This is a genomic window from Brachybacterium tyrofermentans, from assembly GCF_014897585.1.
Classification (GTDB): domain Bacteria; phylum Actinomycetota; class Actinomycetes; order Actinomycetales; family Dermabacteraceae; genus Brachybacterium; species Brachybacterium tyrofermentans.
This window is the reverse complement of the sequence record NZ_JABUXW010000010.1, coordinates 41,132-61,924: the sequence shown is the minus strand read 5'-3', so window position 1 is coordinate 61,924 and position 20,793 is coordinate 41,132. Positions and strand designations below refer to the sequence as shown.

Sequence of the window (20,793 nt, the reverse complement as noted above, 5' to 3'; positions counted from 1 at the left end):
GCTTCCGGCGCCGAGGGCTCCGACTTTCGTCGGCGGTGCGAGGACGGTCGGGACCCTACGCTGGGATCGTGGACACCGACGCATTCATCGCCGTGCACCGCCCCCAGTGGGAGCGGCTCGCGGAACTGACCCGTTCGCGCACTCTCGATGCGCAGGGCATCGACGAGCTGCTGGCTCTCTATCAGCAGACGTCCACGCACCTGTCGACCGTGCGCTCCACCAACCCGGACCCGGCGCTCACGGCACGGCTCTCCCTGCTCGTGCATCGGGCGCGCCTGCGGATCACCGGGGCACGGATCCCGCTGTGGAAGAACGCGCGCACCTTCCTGTGGGAGGACCTTCCCGCCGCCCTGTACGAGGCGCGCTGGGCGGTGGCGCTCTCGGCCGCGATCTTCCTGGTCTCGGCCATCGTCACGGGGGTGTACTTCGGGACGGATCCGGTGGCCCGCGGCCTGGTGCTCCCCGAGGCGGCCCAGCGCTCCCTCGCGCAGCGCGACTTCGTCTCGTACTACTTCGAGGGCGAGGCCACGGGCTTCGCCGCTCAGGTCTGGACGAACAACGCGTGGATCACGGTGCAGGCAGTCGTCTTCGGCGTCACCGGGATCTGGCCGCTGATCATGCTCGTGCAGAACGGGTTGAACGTCGGGCTCTCCGGAGGTGTCATGGGCGCGTACGACGGGCTGGACACCTTCTTCGTCTACCTGCTGCCCCATGGTCTGCTGGAGATCACCGCCGTGCTGGTCGGCGCCGGTGCCGGGCTGCGCACCTTCTGGGCCTGGGTGCGGCCCGGTCCGCTCCCTCGGCTGTGGGCCCTGTCCCGGGCGGCCCGTTCCCTGATCACGGTGGCGATCGGGCTCGTGCCCGTGCTCCTGATCTCGGGCTTCCTCGAGGCCTTCGTGACTCCGAGCGGGCTTCCTCCGGCGGTGCGGGTCGGCCTCGGCGCCCTCGCCTGGGCGGCGTTCATGGTCTTCTTCCTCGTGCGCGGGCGCCAGGTGCATCGCCTCGGGATCACCGGCGACCTCTCCGACGACCTCGTGGGCGATCGCGTCGCCACCGCAGGCTGAACAGCGCCTCGCAACAGCGGTCCGAACGGTACCCTTCCCGGATGCAGAGCAGCGGCGCCGACCGGGACTTCGCCCCGTACAACGCCGCGCAGGAGGGCAGGGACGTCCGCCCTCTGGCACGCGCCGCCGTCGCCGCGGCCCGGCCGACGGGCGATGCGATGGGAACGAGGCGGGTGGCCATCGACCTCGGGTGCGGCCGAGGTATCGAGGCCCGTCATCTCGCAGAGAGCGGGTACACAGTGCACGCCTATGACGTCGACCCCAGTGTGGCGCCTGCGATGGCCGAGCTGGCTGCAGAGCGTCCCGTGCAGCACGAGACGCTGGATCTGGCCTCGATCACCGCCCTCCCAGCGGCGGATCTGATCCTGTCCTGTGCCACCCTGCCCTTCGTCCCGCGGAATCACTTCGACGGACTGTGGCAGACGATGCTGGAGGCACTGCGACCGGGAGGTGTCCTCGCCGTGGACTTCTTCGGGGACCGCGATGACGGGGCCGGCACCGATGGCACGTTCCTGACCCGCGCTGAGGTGGAGGCCCGGCTCGCGGGCTTCGACGTGCTCTCCCTGGACGAGCGGGAGCGTGACGGAGCCTCGTTCCAGGGCCCGAAGCATTGGCACACCTATCAGGTCCTCGCGCGATGCAGGTCCTCGCGCGGCGTCCGACGCAGAGCTCAGAGCCTGCCGGCGGCCTTCAGGGCGAGGTAGGCATCTGCGAGAGCCTGCGGGGCGCTGTCGGGCGGGGCATCGACGACGTGGGCGCCCACCCGCTCGAGGGTCCGGGAGACCCCGGCCCGCTCGGCGCGCGCCTTCTCAGCGGCGGCCGCACGGTAGACGTCCTCGACGTCGCTGCGATCTGCGGCGAGCTCCTCGAGGGCAGGATCCGCGACCGAGGCGACCACGAGCGGACGGTCCTTGGCCAGGCGTGCGGCGACCGGCAGCAATCCCGTATGCACGACCGACGCATCCACCGGGGTCACGAGCACCACGAGGGAGCCGCGCCGGGCACGGTCGGCGATGACCCCCGCTGCGCGATCCCAGTCGGTCTCCACGAGCGCAGGGTGCACCGCGGCGGTCGCGGTGACCATGTCGTGGAGCACTTTCGTCCGAGTCGAGCCGAGCACGGAGACGTGCGGGATGCGGTCGATGCACAGCAGATCCACGCGGTCCCCGGCCTGCCCCGCGAGCGCTGTCAGCAGCAGCGCGGCGTCGAAGGCGGAGTCCAGGCGGGTCGCGTCGCCGAGGCGGCTCGCCGAGGTGCGTGAGGTGTCCACGACGATCAGCACGTGCCGATCCCGCTCAGGCCGCCAGGTGCGCACCACGACGCTGCGGCGGCGGGCGGTGGCACGCCAGTCGATCGAGCGCACGTCGTCGCCGTCCACGAAGTCACGCAGCGAGTCGAACTCGGTGCCCTGGCCGCGCTGGTGGATCGCCGCCAGGCCCTCGATCTCCCGCAGCCGCTGCACCCGCGAGGGGAGATGGCGTCGTGCACCGAAGGGGTGCAGGGCGAGCAGGCGGCCGGGGGCGTCGGCCCTGGTCGTGCGCCGGGCCAGCCCCAACGGGCCGCAGGAGGCGACCAGGAGCGCGCGGGAGCTGTGCTCGCCGCGTCGCGTGGGGGTGAAGTGCTGGGAGATCGCCCGACGCTCGTGAGCCGGGACCCGGATCGTCGTCCGCTGTGCGGCGAGGCCCGCGGTGGGGTTCCAGGCGTCGCGCACCTCGAGGTGCGCGGCGCGGGCGGTGGTGTTGGTCAGCAGCAGCCGACCGGTGACCTCGTTGCCGAGCCGCACCTGGATCGGTGCCTCGCGGCGCACCCGGATCGCGGTCGGGGCGGGGGCCGCGAAGGCGTCGGCGAGGATCACCAGCGCCCACAGCACGAACAGGGTCAGCAGCATCCACCAGCTCGGCCACAGCACGACCACGGGCAGGGGGATCAGCGCGGCGAGGGCCGCGCGCGGGGTCAGGGAGATCCTCATGGGATGGCGCCTCAGCGCGGCACCGGCACGGAGGCGAGCGTCGCCGCGAGCACGGACTCGACCTGGGTGCCCTCGAGCTCCGATTCGGTGGTCAGGCGCACGCGGTGCGACAGGGTGGACGGGGCCATGGTCTTCACGTCGTCCGGGGTGATGAAGTCGCGCCCGGTCAGGTAGGCCCAGGCCCGCGAGGTGCGCAGCAGGGCGATCGCGCCCCGGGGCGAGACCCCGAGCGAGAGGCTGGGGGAGTGGCGGGTGGCCCGGCACACGTCGACGATGTACTGCACGACGGGATCCTCGGCGACGACCTGGGAGACGTCCTGCTGGGCGCGGTGCAGGGACGGGACGTCGACGACCGGGCCCAGCCCCATCGCGGCGAGGTCGGTGGTGTCGAAGCCGTCCGCGTGGCGGCGCAGCACGTCGATCTCCACGTCGCGGTCCGGGAGGGGCATGACGGCCTTGAGCAGGAAGCGGTCCAGCTGCGCCTCGGGCAGGGTGTAGGTGCCGTCGAACTCGATCGGGTTCTGGGTGGCGATCACGAGGAACGGATCGGGCAGCGGTCGGCTCGCCCCGTCGACCGTCACCTGCCGTTCCTCCATCGCCTCCAGGAGGGCCGACTGGGTCTTCGGCGGGGTCCGGTTGATCTCGTCGGCCAGCAGCAGGTTGGTGAACACCGGTCCCTCGCGGAACACGAGATCGCTGGTGGTGTTGTCGTAGATCAGGGAGCCGGTGATGTCGCCGGGCATCATGTCCGGCGTGAACTGCACGCGACGCATCCGCACGTCGAGCGCGGCGGCCAGCGATCGCACCAGCAGCGTCTTGGCGACGCCCGGGACGCCCTCGAGGAGCACGTGCCCGCGGCACAGCAGCGCCACGACCAGGCTGGTCACCGCGGCATCCTGACCCACGACGCCCTTGTGGATCTCCGAGGAGAGGCCCTGCAGCTGAGCGCGGGTGTCGTGATCGACGGCGTCCTGCGATGCGGTCGGACCGCCGCCGGGCAGGCCGCCGGGGGTGCTTCCGGGCTCGGTGGCCGGTGTGTCACCGGGGGTGGGGTCTGTCATCGGTCGATCTCCTTCTCAAGACGGTCGAGGTCCTGTGCGAGTCGCACGAGGTCCTCGTCGGTGGTGACGGGGGTGGGGCCGAGCAGCGTGCGCAGCTGCTCGGGCGAACGGTCGGTGTGCGGGGCGAGAGCCGCCAGCAGACCGTCGAGGGCGGATTCATGGCGCAGCCCGAGGCGATCTGCCAGCCGCGTCGACGTGGCGGAGCGCAGGGAGGTCGCCGCCGCGTCCCGGGCATCGGACCGCTGGAGCAGGCGGGCCCGTCCCAGCACGAGCTCCTGGGGTCGCACGGTGACGGGCAGCGGCTCCACGACCACCGGCCCGAACCGTCGGCCCAGCGCCACCATGGCGATCACGCCCACGGCGAGGATCCACAGCGCGACCGGGCCGGCCCAGTCCGGGAGGTACCCCACGAGGGACTGGCCGCTCGAGCCCATCGGGTCCCCGGCAGAAGGGACGTACCAGGTCAGCTCGCCGGACTCGCCGAGCACGTTCAGCACGAGCGCGGAGTTCTCGGCCTCGGAGATCCCCGCGTTGGTCAGCAGATCGGCGCTGCCCAGGACGATGATCCCGTCCTCCGCGGCCACCAGCGAGCCGTCTCCGGAGTCGAAGCAGCCCTCGGCGCCGTCCGCGGTGCGGTACACGGAGGAGGATCCGCGCAGGCCCTCCGCACCGGGCACGTGGACCTGCCGTGCCCCGTGGGCGAGGTCCCCGCATCCGGGGCCCGCGGTCAGGTCCGCCTCGGTGCGGAGGGAGCCGGTGGGGCTGATCGCGGAGGTGAAGTACGACAGCGTGACGAAGTCGGGCTGGACGAGCACGAGCTGCCCGCCGTCGTCCTCCTGGGCCTCGGCGAGTGCGGTGAGCTGCTGGCCCGAGAGGTCGCTCGGGGCTGTTACCAGCACGGTCCGGCCGGCGTCCAGCGCTTCGACGGCGTCGTCGGTGTGACGGTCCGTCTGCACGTCCACCCCGAGGTCCCTGAGCACCTGAACCGTCGCCTTGGAGCCCTGCTCGGTAGGGGCATCGGGCTCGAGGGGGCCGTCGCGGTAGACACCGCGGGCGACCGAGGCGAGCACGGCGGCGAGCACGGCGATCGCGACGAGGATGGTCAACCAGGGTCGCCGTCGTGTGGTCTCGGGGGTTGCAGAAGACCGGCCGGAATCGAGCGCTCCGACGGGCGGGGTCGACGGTGGCGTCGGCGAGCGGCGCGAGACGGTCGGGGCGCTCATGAGCGGACGCCTGTCCGGGATTCGGATGCGCTCGAGGTCCCGGGGCCGTTCGCGGAACCGGTCTCGCTCGTGGGCTCGGCGGCGTCGACGGCGGTGAGATCCGGGGCGGAGTCGGCGATGTACTCCGCGAGACGCAGCAGGTCATCAGCTTGCTTCTCCGTGGCGTGCCGGGGGGAGTAGGCGGCGGTGTCGAAGGCCGTGGCCCCGCGCTGAATGCGGCCCCGCAGGTCCGGGTAGGAGAGGGCTGCCCGTTCGGCGGCCTCGTGGGCGGTCAGGCCGGCGGAGACATCCAGCAGGGTGCGTTGGTCGAGGTCGCGCACGAGGGAGCGCAGGGCGAGCACCGCGCCGTCGTCGAACCGTCCCGAGGTGATGGCGCTGCGCGACGCCTCGCGCAGCTCGGCGGCGGTCAGCACGGGATCGGCATCGAGCTCGGGGGCGACGGCGAGGGAATGGCTGCGGCGGATCATGCCGGTGCGGCGCAGCACCAGGAACGCGACCACCAGCAGGGCGAGGAGGAGGAGCACGGCGATTCCGGCCTGGGCGGCCGAGGAGCCGTCGATCCCCGCCACGAGGTTCGTGTACCACTGCTCGATCTGTCCGAGCAGCCAGTCCACGAAGCCGGGGGAGTTGTCGTACTCCGCCTTGGCCAGCTCCTCGAGGATGCGCGAGCGCGCCTCGTCGGGATCCAGCGGAGGAGGGCCGGCGGGGATCATCGCACGCCGCCTGTGGACCAGTTCTCCCGGGCCCGGCGCGTCAGCTCGATGTCCCAGGCCTCATGGCGCATGCGGTTGTCCGCGTAGACGGCGGCGAACCCGGCGCAGAGGAAGGGGGACAGCATCACGTACGCGACGTAGCTGCCGAGCAGGGTGAGGACGGTCAGCACGATCATGCCCACGACCACGGCCTGTCCGGACGTGGCCAGCATGATGGCCAGGTACACCACGACGGCGACGGTGCTGAACACCCCGGCGACCACCTGGAGCGCGATGGAGTAGAGCGCGTACAGGAGGACGCCCACACCGAGCACCCGCCACAGCTTGCGGCCGCGGGTCATCTGGAAGGAGCGCCGGAGCGCACCGAGGATCCCGGTGCCCTCGACCACGAGGGCGGGGATCGCGAGCAGCGTGCGCGCCCAGATCCATAGTGCGGCGACCACACCGATCACCAGGCCGACGACGATCGCCCCGATGGTGAGCGCGTTCGGCTCCTGGACGAGGACGATGGGCAGGATGCCGAGCGCCGTGGGGAGCGCGAGCAGGAGGAGGCTGAGCAGCCCGATCACGATGCTCACGCAGATCGCGGACACCGCCAGCTTCCGGGTCCGGGCCCACATCTCGGCGCCGGTTAGGCTGCGTCCGGTGGCCTCACCGATCGAGACCGCCGTCAGGGCGACGGTCACCAGCGATGCGGCGATCATCGTGATGACCCCGGTGATCGCGGAGGAGCCGATCGTCAGCAGGAGGTCCGAGCCGGAGAAGACCGAGGCGGACGACGACGCGGTGGGGTCGTCCATCATCGCCTGCATGTCGCCGACGAAGGGGATCATCCCCGCCCCAGTCGTGAACATCATGATCGCGAAGGCGATGCCGTAGACGATCGCCGCCAGACCCAGCACCGTCCGTGCCCGCAGGCGGTAGATGCGCACCGCCGCACCGAGCACCTCCCCGAGCCCCAGCGGACGCAGCGGGAACAGCGGCATGTTCTGCACCAGCTCGCGCCGTGGCCCGGCAGGGGCGGAGCGCCCATCGTTCCCCGACGGGCCGCCGTCCGGGGGTCCGTCGGCGCGGCCGGTGGAGGGCAGGTCGGTGCTCTCTGTCGATCCGGGTGCGATCCAGCCGGTGCTCATCGGTCCTCCTGCAAGTCGTCCTGCCGCGTCGTGCCGCCCTCGGCCCGACGGAGGCCGGCGGGGCATTTCGAAGTCCTGGAGGACAACTTACGGACCCGGAGGGGTTTCACCGATCCGACGAACGTCGATGACCTCGCATCTTCCGGACACCCCCGCAAGGAGCGGATGCGAGGAAGGAGACCCCTGCGGTGGCACAATGGCCACCATGACGACGCCTTCACGGATACTCGTGGTTGATGACGACCAGGCGATCGCCGAGATGGTCGGGATAGTCCTGCGCGGCAAGGGCTATGAGGTCGCCACCTCGCCCGACGGCGCCTCCGCTCTGGAGACGTTCCCTCGACTGCGACCGGACCTGGTGCTCCTCGACCTCATGCTCCCCGGCATGGACGGCATCGAAGTATGCCGTCGACTGCGCCGGGAGTCCGGCGTGCCCATCATCATGCTCACGGCCCGCACCGACACCGCCGATGTGGTGGAGGGGCTCGAGGCCGGGGCCGACGACTACCTCACCAAGCCCTTCGAACCCGAGGAGCTGGTGGCCCGGATCAAGGCCCGCGTGCGCCGTGTCGATCCCCCCACCACCGAGCAGCTGGCGATCGGAGACCTGGTCATCGACGTCGACGGCCACGAGGTGAGCCGCGGCGGCGAGCTGATCTCCCTGACCCCGCTCGAGTTCGATCTGCTCACCCAGCTCGCCCGCAAGCCCTGGCAGGTCTTCACCCGCGATGTGCTGCTGCGCGATGTCTGGGGGTACCGCCACAGCGCCGATACCCGCCTGGTCAACGTCCATGTCCAGCGGCTGCGTTCGAAGATCGAGCACGATCCCGAGAACCCCAGCATCGTGGTGACGGTCCGGGGCGTCGGCTATCGCGCCGGGGGCGCGTCCTGAGAAGGTCGGACCGGCCATGAGCAGCCCGGCGAGCAATGCGGCGGGAGGGCCGACGCAGGAGACCGGTTCGGCGCTGAGATCACGGACGGTCGACCCGCGCACCTGGCCCCTCGCTCTGAGGGTCGTGCTGGTCACGACCCTGCTGTCGATCGTCGCGATGCTCGCCGTGGGCGCCTACCTGTCCTCGGTGATCGCGGACGGTCTCTACGAGCAGCGGCGGGACCGTGTGCTCGAGGAGACCGTGGAGGTGCGCCGTGATCTCACGGATAACCTGACCCAGCTGTCCGGCGCGACCACGACCCAGCGCCAGGATGCCGTCAACGCCTTCGTGCAGTCCGCAGGTGGCCAGGGCGGCGGCGACCGGCGGGAGGTGGCCCTGGTGCCGGTGGAGACCTCCGGGACGGTGTTCCCGGTGGCCTCCTCGGATCGCACGCTGCTCGAGGAGGTCGACGACGAGCTCGCGGCCGCCGTGGCGGCGAGCCCGGACTCGGTCTCCTGGCGATCGATCGGCCGTGAGGATCTCGAAGGGAACACGGTGCCCGCGCTCCTCGTCGGCACCCGGGTGATGGTGCCCGGCGTCGGGTCCTACAACCTCTACCTCGTCTACTCGCTCCAGGAGGAGCAGCAGACCCTCGCCTTCGTGCAGCAGGTGATCCTCGGCGGAGGTGGCGTGCTCCTGGCCTTGATCGTCGGCATCGCGATCGTGGTCGCCCGGCTGGTCACGACGCCGCTCAAGCATGCCGCGCACGCCGCGGAGCGCATCGCCGGCGGCGACCTCGACAGCCGTGTGGAAGTCTCCGGTGCGGACGAGCTCGCACGGGTCGGGGAATCCTTCAACGACATGGCACGCAGCCTCGCCCAGAAGGTCGACGACCTCACGGAGCTCTCGCGGGTCCAGCAGCGCTTCGTCTCCGATGTGTCCCATGAGCTCCGCACACCGCTGACGACCATCCGGATGGCATCCTCCGTGCTCGACGGACGGCGCGACGAGCTGCCCGGGGAGCTGCAGCGGACCTCCGAGCTGCTCTCCACCCAGGTGCAGCGCTTCGAGGTCCTGCTGACGGACCTGCTGGAGATCTCCCGGTACGACGCCGGCGCCGTCGAGCTCGAGGCGCACCGCGAGGATCTCGACGCGCTCGTGGTGCGGGCCATCGACGACGTGCGCCCGCTGGCCGGGGCGCGCGGCTGCCTGCTGGACGTGCACCTGTCGGGACGCGGTATGCACGCCGTGGTCGATGCACGCCGCATCGATCGGATCCTGCGGAACCTCCTGACCAATGCGATCGAGCACGGTGCCGACGGGCCGGTGCTGGTGCAGACCGCCTCGCACGAGGACGCGCTCGCCGTGGTGGTGCAGGACTACGGCCATGGGATCTCCCCGGAGGCGGCTCTGCGCGTCTTCGACCGCTTCTGGCGCGCGGACCCCTCGCGCGCCCGCACCCTCGGAGGCACCGGACTGGGGCTGTCGATCTCCGCCGAGGATGCGAGGCTGCACGGCGGATGGCTGCAGGCCTGGGGGCAGGAAGGCCGGGGCGCGGTGTTCCGGCTGACCGTGCCGCGCCGCCCCGGCGGGACTTTTCTGCGCTCGCCGCTGCGCCTGGAACGGAGCTTCGACCGTGACGCCGTCGGGGAGTATTCGGTGACGCCCACCGGCGAGATCCCGATCGCGCCGGGCCTGCTCCCGGATCTCTCGGGCACGTCGGCCGATCCGGAGGCGGAGGCCGATGCCGGTTCCGGCCAGGGTTCAGATCCGAGCTCCACCCGCGACCAGGAACCGCCGATGATCGGAGGCAGCCGATGAGTCCCGACCGTCGAACCGTGCTGCGCGCCGCCGGAGCGGCCACCGTGCTCGGACTCGGTGCCGCGTGCGCGCGCATCCCCACCACGTCCCCCATCGACAGCCGCCCGCTGGCAGGCCGCGCACAGCCCGGCGCGCCCTATGTGCAGGCGCTCCCGCCTCCGGAGGATGCCACCGCGGAGCAGGTCGTCTCCGGGTTCGTGCAGGCCGGGGTCGGGTCCGAGGAGAATTTCGGCGTGGCCCGCTCCTATCTCACGGAGGAGCTGAGCGGAGCCTGGAACCCGACCGCCGGCATCACGATCTATTCGAGCAGCCAGGAGCTGCAGGTGAAGGACGCCGGCACGTCGGAGATGGTCCTCGTCCTCCAGGTGCTCGCACTCGTCGACGGGGGCGGCACGCGCAGCCTGCTGTCGGGTCCGGTCGCACGGGACGTCGAGCTCACGATGGCGCAGGTGGATGGGCAATGGCGCATCAGCGCGGTGCCCGACGGAATCTTCCTGTCCGAGGCCGCGTTCGAGACGCTCTACTCACCGGCACGGCTCTACTTCCTCGACGCACGCACCCGGCACCTCGTCCCGGACCATCGCTGGTTCTCCCTGCAGCGCGGCGCCTCGGCTGTGCTCGAGGCGCTCGCCGACGGGCCGGCGGCCTTTCTCCGACGAGCAGTCCACAACGAGGTGCCCGACGTCCTGGGCGTGCTGGACGCAGAGGTCACCAGCGGGGCGGACGGGACGCCGGAGGTCACGGTGCCCGAAGCGATCCTCGACCTCGCTGCACAGCCTCGGGCGGCGGCTCTCGCCCAGCTGGAGTCCTCCCTGCGGTCCATGCGGACCCTCTCGGGCATCCGCCTGGTGCGGGACGGCCAGGAGTACGCCCCGGAGGACGAGGACGCGATCGAACGGGCGCTGCCGGGGCATCGTGCCATCGCCGCCGGCCCGACCGGCGTGATCCTGCTCGCCGATCCCACGACGGACGCGCCGGCCGACCAGCTGGTCCCGGACCTCGCGGACCTCCCGCTCACCTCCCCGGTGATCGCCCAGGACGGGGTGCTGGCCGCTGCGCTCGTCGACGGCGCCTCGAAGGTGCTGATCGCCTCGACGGACGGGTCCGTGCCGCTGCGTGAGGCCGCCACGGGAGGGCTCTTCGTCCCGCCCCGGATCGACGATGCCGGTTACGTCTGGACCTCGACCGTACGCAGTGCCGGCGTGCTGCTCGCTCTCGCGGGGCGGGGGCCGGCGGACGACGCCAAGGTCGATGCCCCCTGGCTCGTCGGCCGGGAGGTGCGGGCGCTGGACATCGCGGCCGATGCGACCCGCATGCTCGTGCTGTCCGCCGATGCCGCCGGGACTCGGCTCGACCTGTGCGCGGTGGTGCGTGACGAGCATGGTGCTCCGACCTCGCTCACCGAACCGGTCCAGGTACGGACCTTCCTGTCGGAGGAGACCCAGGCCAGCTGGTACGACGAGACGGCGGTGATCATGCTCGGCTCGGACCCGGGGACCGACGAGCTCCGCGGCCAGCTGGTCGACTTCGAGGCCGGGCGGGAGCCGCTGCCGGCGCTGCGTGCGGACACGGATCGCATCGCCGGGACGGTCATCGGCGAGACGATCTGGATCGGGGCCGCCGATGGATCACTCCAGCGCAGCGATGGCAGCGGCTGGGTCACCGTCGATCTCGACGCGCACGACCCCTGGTTCTACTGAGGCGTCCTGGGCCGGTCCGTCCTGGACCGTTCCTCCACACCATCCCTCGGTCCACAGCGGGGCCGCTCGGCCCCGCCGAGGGCGCGTGACGGTGCTGGAATCACCCCATGGACCATGCGATCACCACGACGGCCCCTGACGGCACGATCGGCGTCACTGGCGGGGCTGACCCTGCAGGCGCGGGCACCGAGGGCGGTTCGAGCAGCACCACCTGGAACCCGCTGCCCCTGATCCGGGAGATCGCCGCACAGACCTGCTCGCTGGTGACCCCGCGCCATTGTCCCTGCGGGGAGGAGGGCACGTGGCTCTGCCGCCGCTGCGCCGGGCTGCTCGCCGCGCCCGCGATCCGAGTCGAGTCCTGCTGCGATGCGCTGCAGCACCTCACCGCGGCCCGGGTGCATGCGGAGCAGCACGGCGGAGTGCTCCTCCCCGCCGGGGTGGACCACACGCCCATCCTCCCGGTGCTGGCGCTGGGGGAATACTCCGGACCCCTGCAGCGTCTCGTGCTCGCGTGGAAGAACGGCGGCATGCTGCACCTCGGAGCTCCCCTGGCACGAGCTCTCGCGCCCGTGATTGCGCGCCTCGCCGCCGATGCGGAGCAGACCTGCCCAGCGCTGGTCCCGGTGCCCTCCCGACTCGGCGCCCGGCTCCGCAGAGGGGAGGACCACACAGCCGAGCTGGTAAGAGAGCTCGCGCGCACCGGTGCCGGACGCCCGCTGCTGCTGCGCTCCACGCCGACCACCGCGCAGGAGGGGCAGGGGTCCAGGCAGCGTCGGACCCGGCAGATTCGCCTGGCGGGCCACGCCGCACGGCGAGCCGGCCAGGAGCGGAGCGCGGTGATCATCGTCGATGACGTCGTCACCACAGGATCGACTCTGCGGGGGATGCATGAGGCGCTCACCGGGGCGGGGATGACCGTGCTGGGCGCCGCGGTCGTCGCCTCGGCCCGACTCCCGGTGCGGGAGCAGGGAGAAATCTTCTGACCTGAGAGACGAACGGCCAGGAAACGTTGAGCAAAACATGGCATGCTGATGTGACTCGGCACACTCCGCCGAGTCTTCCTCTGATCAGGAGGTGCGCACCCCAGTCGACGAGCCACTGCGGCCGGGCTCAGAGCGGCCGCACCCGGATAGGAGGAGAACACCTCATGGAGATCAATGTCGTCGGACGTCATATGGACGTCCCGGACCGATTCCGTCGTCACCTCGAGGACAAGCTCGACAAGGTCACCCAGCTCGCGCCGGCGGCGCTGAGGGTGGATGTGGAGATCTCGCAGGAGAAGAACCCCAGGCAGGCGGAGCTCAGCGATCGCGTGGAGCTCACCGTGCACGACAACGGGTCCATCGTCCGCTCGGAAGCTCGTGCGGATGACCTCTACGGTGCCCTGGACATCGCCTACGGGAAGCTGCTCGAGCGTCTGCGCCGCGCACGGGACCGCCGCAAGGACCGCCATCGCGGTCGTGGCCGTTCCCATCAGGCATCCGGTGACAGCGTGCGCACCTTGCCCGCCGACCAGGATCTGCCCGCCACGCTCCCGGAGACCCCGTCGGAGCCCGACGATGCGCAGACCTCCCAGAACTCTCGAGCCGCGGAGACGGCCGAGGAGCCGGTGGTGACCGAGCAGGATCTCGCTCAGGCCGGCAGCCCCGTCGTGATCCGCGAGAAGAAGCACTCCGCGAAGCCCATGTCCATCGACGACGCTCTCTATCAGATGGAGCTCGTCGGGCATGACTTCTTCCTCTTCGTCGACGCCGAGTCCGGACACCCCAAGGTGGTCTACCGCCGCAAGGGATGGAACTACGGCGTGATCGAGCTCGACGCCGAGCTTCCGACGTCCTGACAGGTTCGACGGATCCGGGTGGGTGCACGCCGAGGCGTTCACCCACCCGGATCACGTCTGTCGCCCGACCCCATGCTGGAGAGAACTTCTGATGAGCACCGCACTGAGCTGGACCACGGCACGACGCATCGCGCTGCGTGCACAGGGGATGGGGCGCTCACGCCGCACCGAGATCCCGTCGCGTGCGGTCAGCAGGCGGTCGCTCCAGGCCACGGTGGAACGCACCCATCTGCTCCAGATCGACTCGGTGAACATCTTCGAGCGCGCCCACCACCTGCCCGTCTTCACCCGATCGGGCAGCTGGGACACCGCGGTGCTGGACCGGCACTCACGGCCGGGCCCATCCCGACTGGTGCGAGAGGCACTGGCCCATGAAGCCACCTTCGCCAGCCACGAGGTGCACTCCCTGCTCGACTTCCGCCGCCGCGCCGCCGCCACGAAGGACTGGGGAGAGGTCCGGGAGGCAGCGGCCTCCACACCGCAGCTGTTCTCCCGCATCTACGGAGCACTCGAGGAGCTCGGCCCGTCAAGCGCCTCCGCCGTCTCCCGGCACCTGGGAGACACCGAGCGGGGCGAGGGCTGGGGATGGCGGCGCACCTCCAGCCAGTGGGCGGTCGAGTACCTGTTCCGCGCGGGCGGCCTGGACTGCGTGGGCCGCAGCTCCCAGTTCGAACGGCTCTACGTCCCGGCGGAGGATCCCGGCTCCTGGCTGGTCGACAGAGGCGTCGGACCGGAAGGCGGTGCGCTCGAGTCGCAGGACGGTCGGGCCGGCACGGTCGACGCCGAGTCGCACGACCGAGACGCCTCGATCCTCGCCCTGATGGGACTGGCCGCGAAATCCTTGGGCATCGCGGAGGTCAGCTCGCTCGCCGACTACTTCCGCATCAGCGTCCGGGATGCCCGCACCGCCGTCGACCAGCTCCTGGCGGAGGACGTCATCACGCCGGTCCTCGTGGACCACCCGGCTGGGCCGCGGGAGATGATGCTGCATCGGGACGCGCCCTCGCCGTCCCCGCTGCGAACCGCCGCGCTGGTCAGCCCTTTCGACCCGATCGTGTTCCATCGCCCCCGTCTCTCGCGCCTCTTCGACGTCGAGTACCGCATCGGCATCTATACGCCGGCCGCCCAGCGCGCCACCGGCTACTACGCCCTGCTGTTCCTGCTCGGCGACGTCTTCCCCGCCCGGGTCGACCTCAAGGCCGATCGTGCGCGCGGGGTGCTCGAGGTGCGCGGCACCTTCCGCGAGGAGCTGCCCCACCTGCCGTCCCGGCAGCGCCCCGCGGACGGCGCGGTGGTCGAGGCGCTGCTCGGAGAGCTGGAACGTGCCGTGATCTGGCAGGGCCTGGACCGGATCGAGGTGCGCACCGGGCCAGGGACCGGGGCTCTCTCCACGGAGCTGGCCGCTGTGTGCGCGACGCGAGGAGTCGGCGTCTGACCGCGTCCCCGCGCCGCTCGGACCCCGTCGGGGACGTGAAGAAATGCGCGGGGAGTCACCTCTCCAGGCGGTGACCCTTACGATGGGTCAGGCATCAACTGTCCGCAAGGACGAATCCACAGAACTTCGGGAGCACGAGTGGTCAACCTCTTCGACAAGATCCTGCGCGCCGGCGAAGGCCGTGAGGTGCGTCGGCTCGAGTCCATCGCCAAGAAGGTAGGCGAGGTCGAGGACGTCTTCACCGACCTCAGCGACGACGAGCTGCGCGAGGAGACCGACCGTTTCAAGGAGCGGTTGGAGGACGGCGAGACCCTCGACGACGTCATGATCGAGGCCTTCGCCGCAGTGCGTGAGGCCGCTCAGCGCACGCTGGGCCAGCGCCCTTACGACGTGCAGATCATGGGCGGTGCCGCTCTGCACCGCGGCCGCATCGCCGAGATGAAGACCGGTGAGGGCAAGACCCTGGTCGCGACGCTGCCCGCATACCTCAACGCGCTCTCCGGCAAGGGTGTCCACGTGGTCACCGTCAACGACTACCTCGCGGGCTACCAGAGCGACATCATGGGCCGCGTGTTCCGCAGTCTGGGCCTGACCACGGGCGTCATCAAGTCGGGGATGACCCCGGCCGAGCGTCGCGAGCAGTACGCCGCGGATATCACCTACGGCACGAACAACGAGTTCGGCTTCGACTACCTGCGCGACAACATGTCCCTCTCGCCCGAGGACCGGGTGCAGCGCGGCCATAACTTCGTGATCGTCGACGAGGTCGACTCGATCCTCATCGACGAGGCCCGGACACCGCTGATCATCTCCGGCCCCGGCTCCGGTGACGCCAACAAGTGGTTCAGCGAGTTCGCCAAGGTCGTGAAGCTCCTGCGCCGGGATCGCGACTACGAGGTCGACGAGAAGAAGCGCACGGTCGGCGTCCTGGAGTCAGGGATCGACACGGTCGAGGACCACCTGGGCATCGACAACCTCTACGAGTCCCTGAACACCCCGCTGATCGGCTTCCTCAACAACGCCATCAAGGCGAAGGAGCTCTTCAAGCGGGACAAGGACTACGTGATCATCAACGGCGAGGTCATGATCGTCGATGAGCACACCGGCCGTATCCTCGCCGGGCGCCGATACAACGAGGGCATGCACCAGGCCATCGAGGCCAAGGAGGGGGTGAAGATCAAGGCGGAGAACCAGACTCTCGCCACGATCACCCTCCAGAACTACTTCAAGCTCTACGAGAAGCTGTCGGGCATGACCGGCACGGCCGAGACCGAGGCCGCCGAGTTCATGAACACCTACAAGCTGGGCGTGGTGCCGATCCCCACGCACCGCGAGATGCAGCGCGACGACGAGCCGGATCGTATCTACCGCACGGAGAAGGCCAAGTTCGACGCCGTGGTCGAGGACATCGTCGAGCGGCATGACCGCGGCCAGCCCGTGCTGGTCGGCACCACCAGCGTGGAGAAGTCGGAGTACCTCGCCAAGCTCCTCAGCGCGCAGGGCGTGAAGCACGAGGTGCTCAACGCCAAGAACCACGCCGGTGAGGCCGCGATCATCGCGATGGCCGGCGCGAAGGGCGCCGTCACCGTGGCCACCAACATGGCCGGGCGAGGCACGGACATCATGCTCGGCGGCAACGTCGAGTTCATGGCGCACGCCGCCCTCGAGGAGCGCGGCCTGGACGCCGAGGAGGATCCCGAGGGCTACGAGGCCGCATGGGACGAGCAGCTCGAGAAGGCCAAGGCGGCCGTCGCCGAGCAGCACGACGAGGTCGTGGAGCTCGGCGGACTCTATGTGCTCGGCACCGAGCGTCACGAGTCCCGCCGCATCGACAATCAGCTGCGCGGCCGTTCCGGCCGACAGGGAGACCCGGGCGAGTCCCGTTTCTATCTGTCCCTGCAGGACGATCTGATGCGTCTGTTCAACTCGGGCGCGGCGGAATCGCTGCTGGCCCGCGGCGGCGTGGACGAGTCGGTGCCGCTGACCGGCCGTATGGTCTCCGGCGCCATCCAGCGTGCCCAGAACTCGATCGAGTCCCGCAACGCCGAGATCCGCAAGAACGTCCTGAAGTACGACGACGTCCTCACCAAGCAGCGCAAGAAGCTGTACGAGGAGCGAGGCCGGATCCTGGAGGGCGAGGAGCTCGACGAGCACGTCGAGCGCTTCATCGACGAGGTCATCGGTGGCACCGTCGAGTCGCACACCAAGGGCAAGAACCCCGAGGACTTCGACTTCGAGGAGCTGTGGGGCGCGCTGCGCCCGGCGTACCCGGTGTCGATCACGGCCGATGAGCTCATCGCCGAGGTCGGCGGCAAGGAGAACCTCGGCGCGGATCTGCTCAAGGAGGAGATCCTGGGTGATGCCCGCGTGGCGTACGAGACCCGTGTCGAAGAGCTCGGCGACGAAGGCCTGCGTCAGCTTCAGCGCCGTGTCCTGCTCTCGGTCATGGATCGCCGGTGGCGCGAGCACCTCTACGAGATGGACTACCTGAAGGAAGGCATCGGCCTGCGAGCCATGGCCCAGCGCGATCCGCTCATCGAGTACGAGCGCGAGGGCCACCTGATGTTCAACGACATGATCGCGGGCATCAAGGAGGATGTGGTCGGCTACATCTACAACCTCGAGGTCCAGGTGGAGAAGGCCGAGCCCGTCGTGCCCAAGGCGGTCAGCGACCTGCTGCAGGCCGGCACCGGGAAGAGCAAGCTCGCGACGGCTCTTGCCCAGGCCACCTCTGGTGCGGGGGCCTCGCGACCGGCCTCGGCAGAGTCGGCGACGACGGGGACGACGAGCCCGGTGGAGGATTCGTCGGAGAAGCCGGCGAACACATCGTCGGAGGTCGACGAGGAGCCGAATGGGTCCGCAGGGGAGTCCGAGAAGGACTCCGAGGAGAGTTCTGCATCGGATCCGCTCGACGAGGAGAGGAGCGTGGTGCTGACCGCCAAGGGCCTCGATGATGGCCCGAACTCGCGGCAGCTGCGCTACTCCTCCGCCGAGGGCAGCGGAGTCCAGGATGATGCGACGCTCTCCCGCGCCCAGCGCCGCCGTCGGGCGAAGCAGAGCGCCCGGGTCGATTCGGCCGCCGCGGACAAGACCTCCGACAAGCCCGAGGGTGCGCCGGTGGCGGAGAACCGCGGGCCCCGCCGAGGCAGGCGACGCAAGAGCTGAGGCGATGTCGGGGCGAGGCGGCTGAACCGCTGAGACCCTGATGACGAAGGGCAGGGACGGCTCCCGTCCGCTCATCGCGGACAGAAACCGTCCCGGCCCTTCGTCGTCCTCGGGGGAGCGGCGAGCAGCGCTGATGGACGCGCTGTACCGACGTGCGGGCGGGACCTCGCCGGAGCTTTAGTGACCCGGAGCGGCAGCGCCCCAGAGCGGTAGCGACCCGCGCCGGATAGCCCGGCCGCGCCGTACGTCAGCCCATCTCGAGGACGGTGACCCGCCATCCCGAGTGCCGCAGCTCCCACCGCATCGCGAGGAACCGCGCCCGCTCCGGTTCGCGTAGCACGCAGCTCGCTTCGACGGTGTGCTCGTTCACGATGCACGTGCGCACTCCGCTGACCTCCAGGCGCGTTGGCGGGGCGTAGCCGGTGGCAGCCCGAAGCCGACGCGTCAGCGCGGCCCGTCGGGACAGCAGCTTCTCCACCTCCGGAGTCACTATCCGGGTCAGGGCGTTCTCCGGGCGCATGTCGCGCACGATCTCCACGGCTCGACGAGCGACAGGCTCGACCATCCGCTCGACCACTCGGGGATCGCTGAGTTCGAGGCGTTCAGACGTATCGGGTGTGGCATTCGGGTGCTGGTCGGTCGTCGTCATCACTGCTCCTGGGAGGAAAGGGGTGCGGGCACGAGAAGCTCCTGCCCGGGTTCGAGAAGATCTGGGTCTGTGCCGATCACGTCGAGATTGGACTCATGGAGGAGGGGCCACACCGCAGCGATCTCGGACGGCGAGTCCGGGACCGGACCGAGGAGGTCGTCCGTGATGCTCCACAGGGTGTCGCCGGACTGCACCACCACGGTGCTCGGGGCCGGCGCGGACTGCGCAGGCGCAGGGGAAGAGTCATGTCCGGGAGGGGAAGGCTGGACAGGCAGACGAGGGTCGGCGTCGGTCGTGGACGACGGTGCGGACTCGCCGGCCTCGTTCTCTGAGCTCTCGGGGGCTGCGGCTCCCGAATCCTCTGCGCCGTCGCCCTCCGGCTCGGAGGGCACCTCACCCTGGTCCTCGCCGCCCCATCCCAGCGCGGGCAGTGGGCCCGGCTCCGTCCCCTGGCCATCAGACGCAGCGGTCGAGGAGGGGTCGTCGGCCCCGGTGCCTGCTTCGGTATCGGTATCGGTTTCGGCCTCGGCACCGGTGCCGGGCTCGGAGCTGTCCGACGGGGTGAGTTCGGAGGACACGGCAGCAGGGATCGGGGACACGGCGTCGGCGCCGAGCGAGCGATCCGCCGCTGTGGCGGGAGCCAGGGCGAGTCCGGTCGCTGTCGCGGCAAGTGCGGTGCTGACGACCACGCGCCGCGCGACCCGAGGCGCGAGGACACGCAGCGCGATGAACAGTGCGGCTCCGAGACGGCTGGCGGGCCCTGCGGCCATGACCGCGGCGGCGAGCCCCCAGATCACCGTCAGGTACACGCAGAACAGCACGCCGATAGCCGCGCAGGCGACGAGGACCCAGGCGATCAGGACATCTTCGCCGAGCACATGTGACACCGGAGGGCGCAGCGTGTGCGCCGCGCCCGCCATCGCCAGGGCGGCCGCCCCGGAGAGCAGCGCACCCGCCAGAGCTGTCGCCGGCTGTGCCGGTTCAGGTGCGTCGTCGTCCATGGGTTCCTCCCGGTGGGCACTCTTCGCACTGCAGACCATGTCGTTTGATGCAGTTTGATGTGCTTCGTGTGTCGTGACGCCAAGTTAGTGTGTCATGGGGCACAGTGCAAGGCTTGCTGGTCACCGTGTGGATGGCGCGGCACTGGGGAGGAATGGTCCGGGACATCCGCTCCGGCCGGCACTCGCCCGTGCCCCGGAACGCGGACTCCTGGTCGTCCGGTTGCTTGGCCGCCCGCGCGCTTCTGTCGGAGTTCTCCATGAGCCGCCATCACCCGTGCGGGGCGGAATAGGGTGTCGGCATGCGATTCGAGCGGATCTTCGACGACCTCGAGGGTCGTTTCGCCCATCAGGAACGGGAGGAGATGCGTGCAGTCTCCGAAGACCTGGCGCGCGCCGAGCGGGCACAGCTCTCGCTCGCGGACCGCCTCCGAGGCGCAGGAGCCCACTCGCTCACGCTCCACCTGGGTGCCGCACTGCGCCTCGAGGGGACCGTCGAGGAAGTGGGGGAGGGCTGGCTCTCGATGCGCGAGGCAGGTGCCCGTCAGCGAGCCGTGGTGCCCCTGCCGGCGATAGCCCTCGTCCAGGGGCTGCCCACTCGGGCGCGACCGGCCGAGGAGACCCTGAGGTCACCTCTCGGTCTGGGATCCGTGCTCCGCGAGATCGCCAGGGATCGCAGCGTGGTGCGTCTGGAGACCACGGCGGGCGGGATCACCGGCCGGATCGCAGCGGTCGGCGCGGATGCGCTGGACGTGCAGTCCTTGCCCACCGGTGAACGAGGGACGGTGCCCGGGTCGTCGCGCGTCACCGTGGCCACCGCATCATTGCTGGCGATCACTGCACGCTGATCGGTCCCCGGGGGTCTGATCGGACCCGAGCCGTCGTGCCGCTGGGTGTCGGGCCGCTGGGTCAGTGCTTCTGGTCGTGCTTCTGACGGTCGAGCTCACGCTCGTGGGCCAGGATCGACGCGGTTGCGGCATAGCTGCGCTCGATGTAGGACTCGATCTCCGTGACCTCGACCCGCCACTGCCCTCGCCCGCCGACCTTGATGGCCCGCAGTTCCCCGGAACGGACCAGGGCGTATGCCTGCGATGCGGAGATGGAGAGCATCTCGGCGACATCGGACAACGGGACGAATCGCGGCGCCATC

General features: G+C 70.4%; 18 protein-coding genes. 10 read left to right on the top strand and 8 right to left on the bottom strand.

Features of this window, described 5'->3' with window-relative positions:
* Positions 1–68 precede the first annotated feature (68 nt).
* Positions 69–1,064 carry a stage II sporulation protein M gene (locus INT49_RS08985; RefSeq protein ID WP_193117399.1) on the top strand — a complete coding sequence of 332 codons (996 nt, stop codon included), beginning with the start codon at positions 69–71 and terminating at the stop codon, positions 1,062–1,064.
* Between the two features lie 41 nt (positions 1,065–1,105).
* On the top strand, positions 1,106–1,768 hold the full coding sequence (locus INT49_RS08980; protein WP_193117398.1) for a class I SAM-dependent methyltransferase: 663 nt from the start codon (positions 1,106–1,108) through the stop codon (positions 1,766–1,768).
* Here the strand turns inward: INT49_RS08980 and INT49_RS08975 are convergent.
* The 5 genes from INT49_RS08975 to INT49_RS08955 are packed head-to-tail and all read right to left on the bottom strand — an operon-like array spanning position 1,735 to position 7,163.
* Positions 1,735–3,033 (bottom strand): DUF58 domain-containing protein, encoded by a 1,299-nt coding sequence (locus INT49_RS08975; RefSeq protein WP_193117397.1) that lies wholly within the window; start codon positions 3,031–3,033, stop codon positions 1,735–1,737. The genes INT49_RS08980 and INT49_RS08975 overlap by 34 nt on opposite strands.
* A gap of 11 nt (positions 3,034–3,044) precedes the next feature.
* Positions 3,045–4,094 carry an AAA family ATPase gene (locus INT49_RS08970; RefSeq protein ID WP_193117396.1) on the bottom strand — a complete coding sequence of 350 codons (1,050 nt, stop codon included), beginning with the start codon at positions 4,092–4,094 and terminating at the stop codon, positions 3,045–3,047.
* The gene (locus INT49_RS08965; protein WP_193117395.1) at positions 4,091–5,317 is read right to left on the bottom strand and encodes a DUF4350 domain-containing protein; all 1,227 of its coding nucleotides are present in this window, start codon (positions 5,315–5,317) and stop codon (positions 4,091–4,093) included. Before INT49_RS08965 ends, INT49_RS08970 begins: the two co-directional genes overlap by 4 nt.
* Positions 5,314–6,030, bottom strand: a complete 717-nt coding sequence (locus tag INT49_RS08960; protein WP_193117394.1) for a DUF4129 domain-containing protein — start codon at positions 6,028–6,030, stop codon at positions 5,314–5,316. The genes INT49_RS08965 and INT49_RS08960 overlap by 4 nt, the downstream gene beginning before the upstream one ends.
* The gene (locus INT49_RS08955) at positions 6,027–7,163 is read right to left on the bottom strand and encodes a glycerophosphoryl diester phosphodiesterase membrane domain-containing protein (protein ID WP_193117393.1); all 1,137 of its coding nucleotides are present in this window, start codon (positions 7,161–7,163) and stop codon (positions 6,027–6,029) included. The genes INT49_RS08960 and INT49_RS08955 overlap by 4 nt, the downstream gene beginning before the upstream one ends.
* A gap of 196 nt (positions 7,164–7,359) precedes the next feature.
* On the opposite strand from INT49_RS08955, the gene mtrA reads away from it, so the two are divergent.
* From mtrA to secA, 7 genes are all read left to right on the top strand, one after another.
* Positions 7,360–8,055: an MtrAB system response regulator MtrA gene (gene mtrA / locus INT49_RS08950; RefSeq protein ID WP_193117392.1), complete on the top strand. Its 696-nt coding sequence runs from the start codon at positions 7,360–7,362 to the stop codon at positions 8,053–8,055.
* A 16-nt stretch (positions 8,056–8,071) separates the two neighbouring features.
* Positions 8,072–9,856: an MtrAB system histidine kinase MtrB gene (mtrB, locus tag INT49_RS08945; RefSeq protein WP_193117391.1), complete on the top strand. Its 1,785-nt coding sequence runs from the start codon at positions 8,072–8,074 to the stop codon at positions 9,854–9,856.
* Positions 9,853–11,556, top strand: coding sequence for an LpqB family beta-propeller domain-containing protein (locus INT49_RS08940; protein WP_193117390.1), 1,704 nt, complete (start codon positions 9,853–9,855; stop codon positions 11,554–11,556). The genes mtrB and INT49_RS08940 overlap by 4 nt, the downstream gene beginning before the upstream one ends.
* Before the next feature lie 107 nt (positions 11,557–11,663).
* Positions 11,664–12,539, top strand: a complete 876-nt coding sequence (locus tag INT49_RS08935; RefSeq protein WP_226850023.1) for a ComF family protein — start codon at positions 11,664–11,666, stop codon at positions 12,537–12,539.
* A 164-nt stretch (positions 12,540–12,703) separates the two neighbouring features.
* Entirely contained in the window at positions 12,704–13,396 is a 693-nt protein-coding gene (gene hpf, locus INT49_RS08930) for a ribosome hibernation-promoting factor, HPF/YfiA family (RefSeq protein ID WP_193117389.1), read from the top strand.
* 91 nt (positions 13,397–13,487) lie between these two features.
* Positions 13,488–14,831: a winged helix-turn-helix domain-containing protein gene (locus INT49_RS08925; RefSeq protein WP_193117388.1), complete on the top strand. Its 1,344-nt coding sequence runs from the start codon at positions 13,488–13,490 to the stop codon at positions 14,829–14,831.
* 138 nt (positions 14,832–14,969) lie between these two features.
* Positions 14,970–17,996 (top strand): preprotein translocase subunit SecA, encoded by a 3,027-nt coding sequence (secA, locus tag INT49_RS08920; RefSeq protein WP_193117387.1) that lies wholly within the window; start codon positions 14,970–14,972, stop codon positions 17,994–17,996.
* A 247-nt stretch (positions 17,997–18,243) separates the two neighbouring features.
* Here the strand turns inward: secA and INT49_RS08915 are convergent, their stop codons facing one another.
* Positions 18,244–18,645, bottom strand: coding sequence for an Rv3235 family protein (locus tag INT49_RS08915; RefSeq protein WP_193117386.1), 402 nt, complete (start codon positions 18,643–18,645; stop codon positions 18,244–18,246).
* Positions 18,645–19,646: a LysM peptidoglycan-binding domain-containing protein gene (locus INT49_RS08910; protein ID WP_193117385.1), complete on the bottom strand. Its 1,002-nt coding sequence runs from the start codon at positions 19,644–19,646 to the stop codon at positions 18,645–18,647. The genes INT49_RS08915 and INT49_RS08910 overlap by 1 nt, the downstream gene beginning before the upstream one ends.
* Positions 19,647–19,945: 299 nt before the next feature.
* Here INT49_RS08910 and INT49_RS08905 point away from each other — a divergent pair, with 299 nt between their 5' ends.
* Entirely contained in the window at positions 19,946–20,491 is a 546-nt protein-coding gene (locus INT49_RS08905) for a hypothetical protein (protein ID WP_193117384.1), read from the top strand.
* Between the two features lie 61 nt (positions 20,492–20,552).
* On the opposite strand, the gene INT49_RS08900 is transcribed toward INT49_RS08905, so the two are convergent.
* Positions 20,553–20,792: a helix-turn-helix transcriptional regulator gene (locus INT49_RS08900; RefSeq protein WP_193117383.1), complete on the bottom strand. Its 240-nt coding sequence runs from the start codon at positions 20,790–20,792 to the stop codon at positions 20,553–20,555.
* Position 20,793 lies beyond the last annotated feature (1 nt).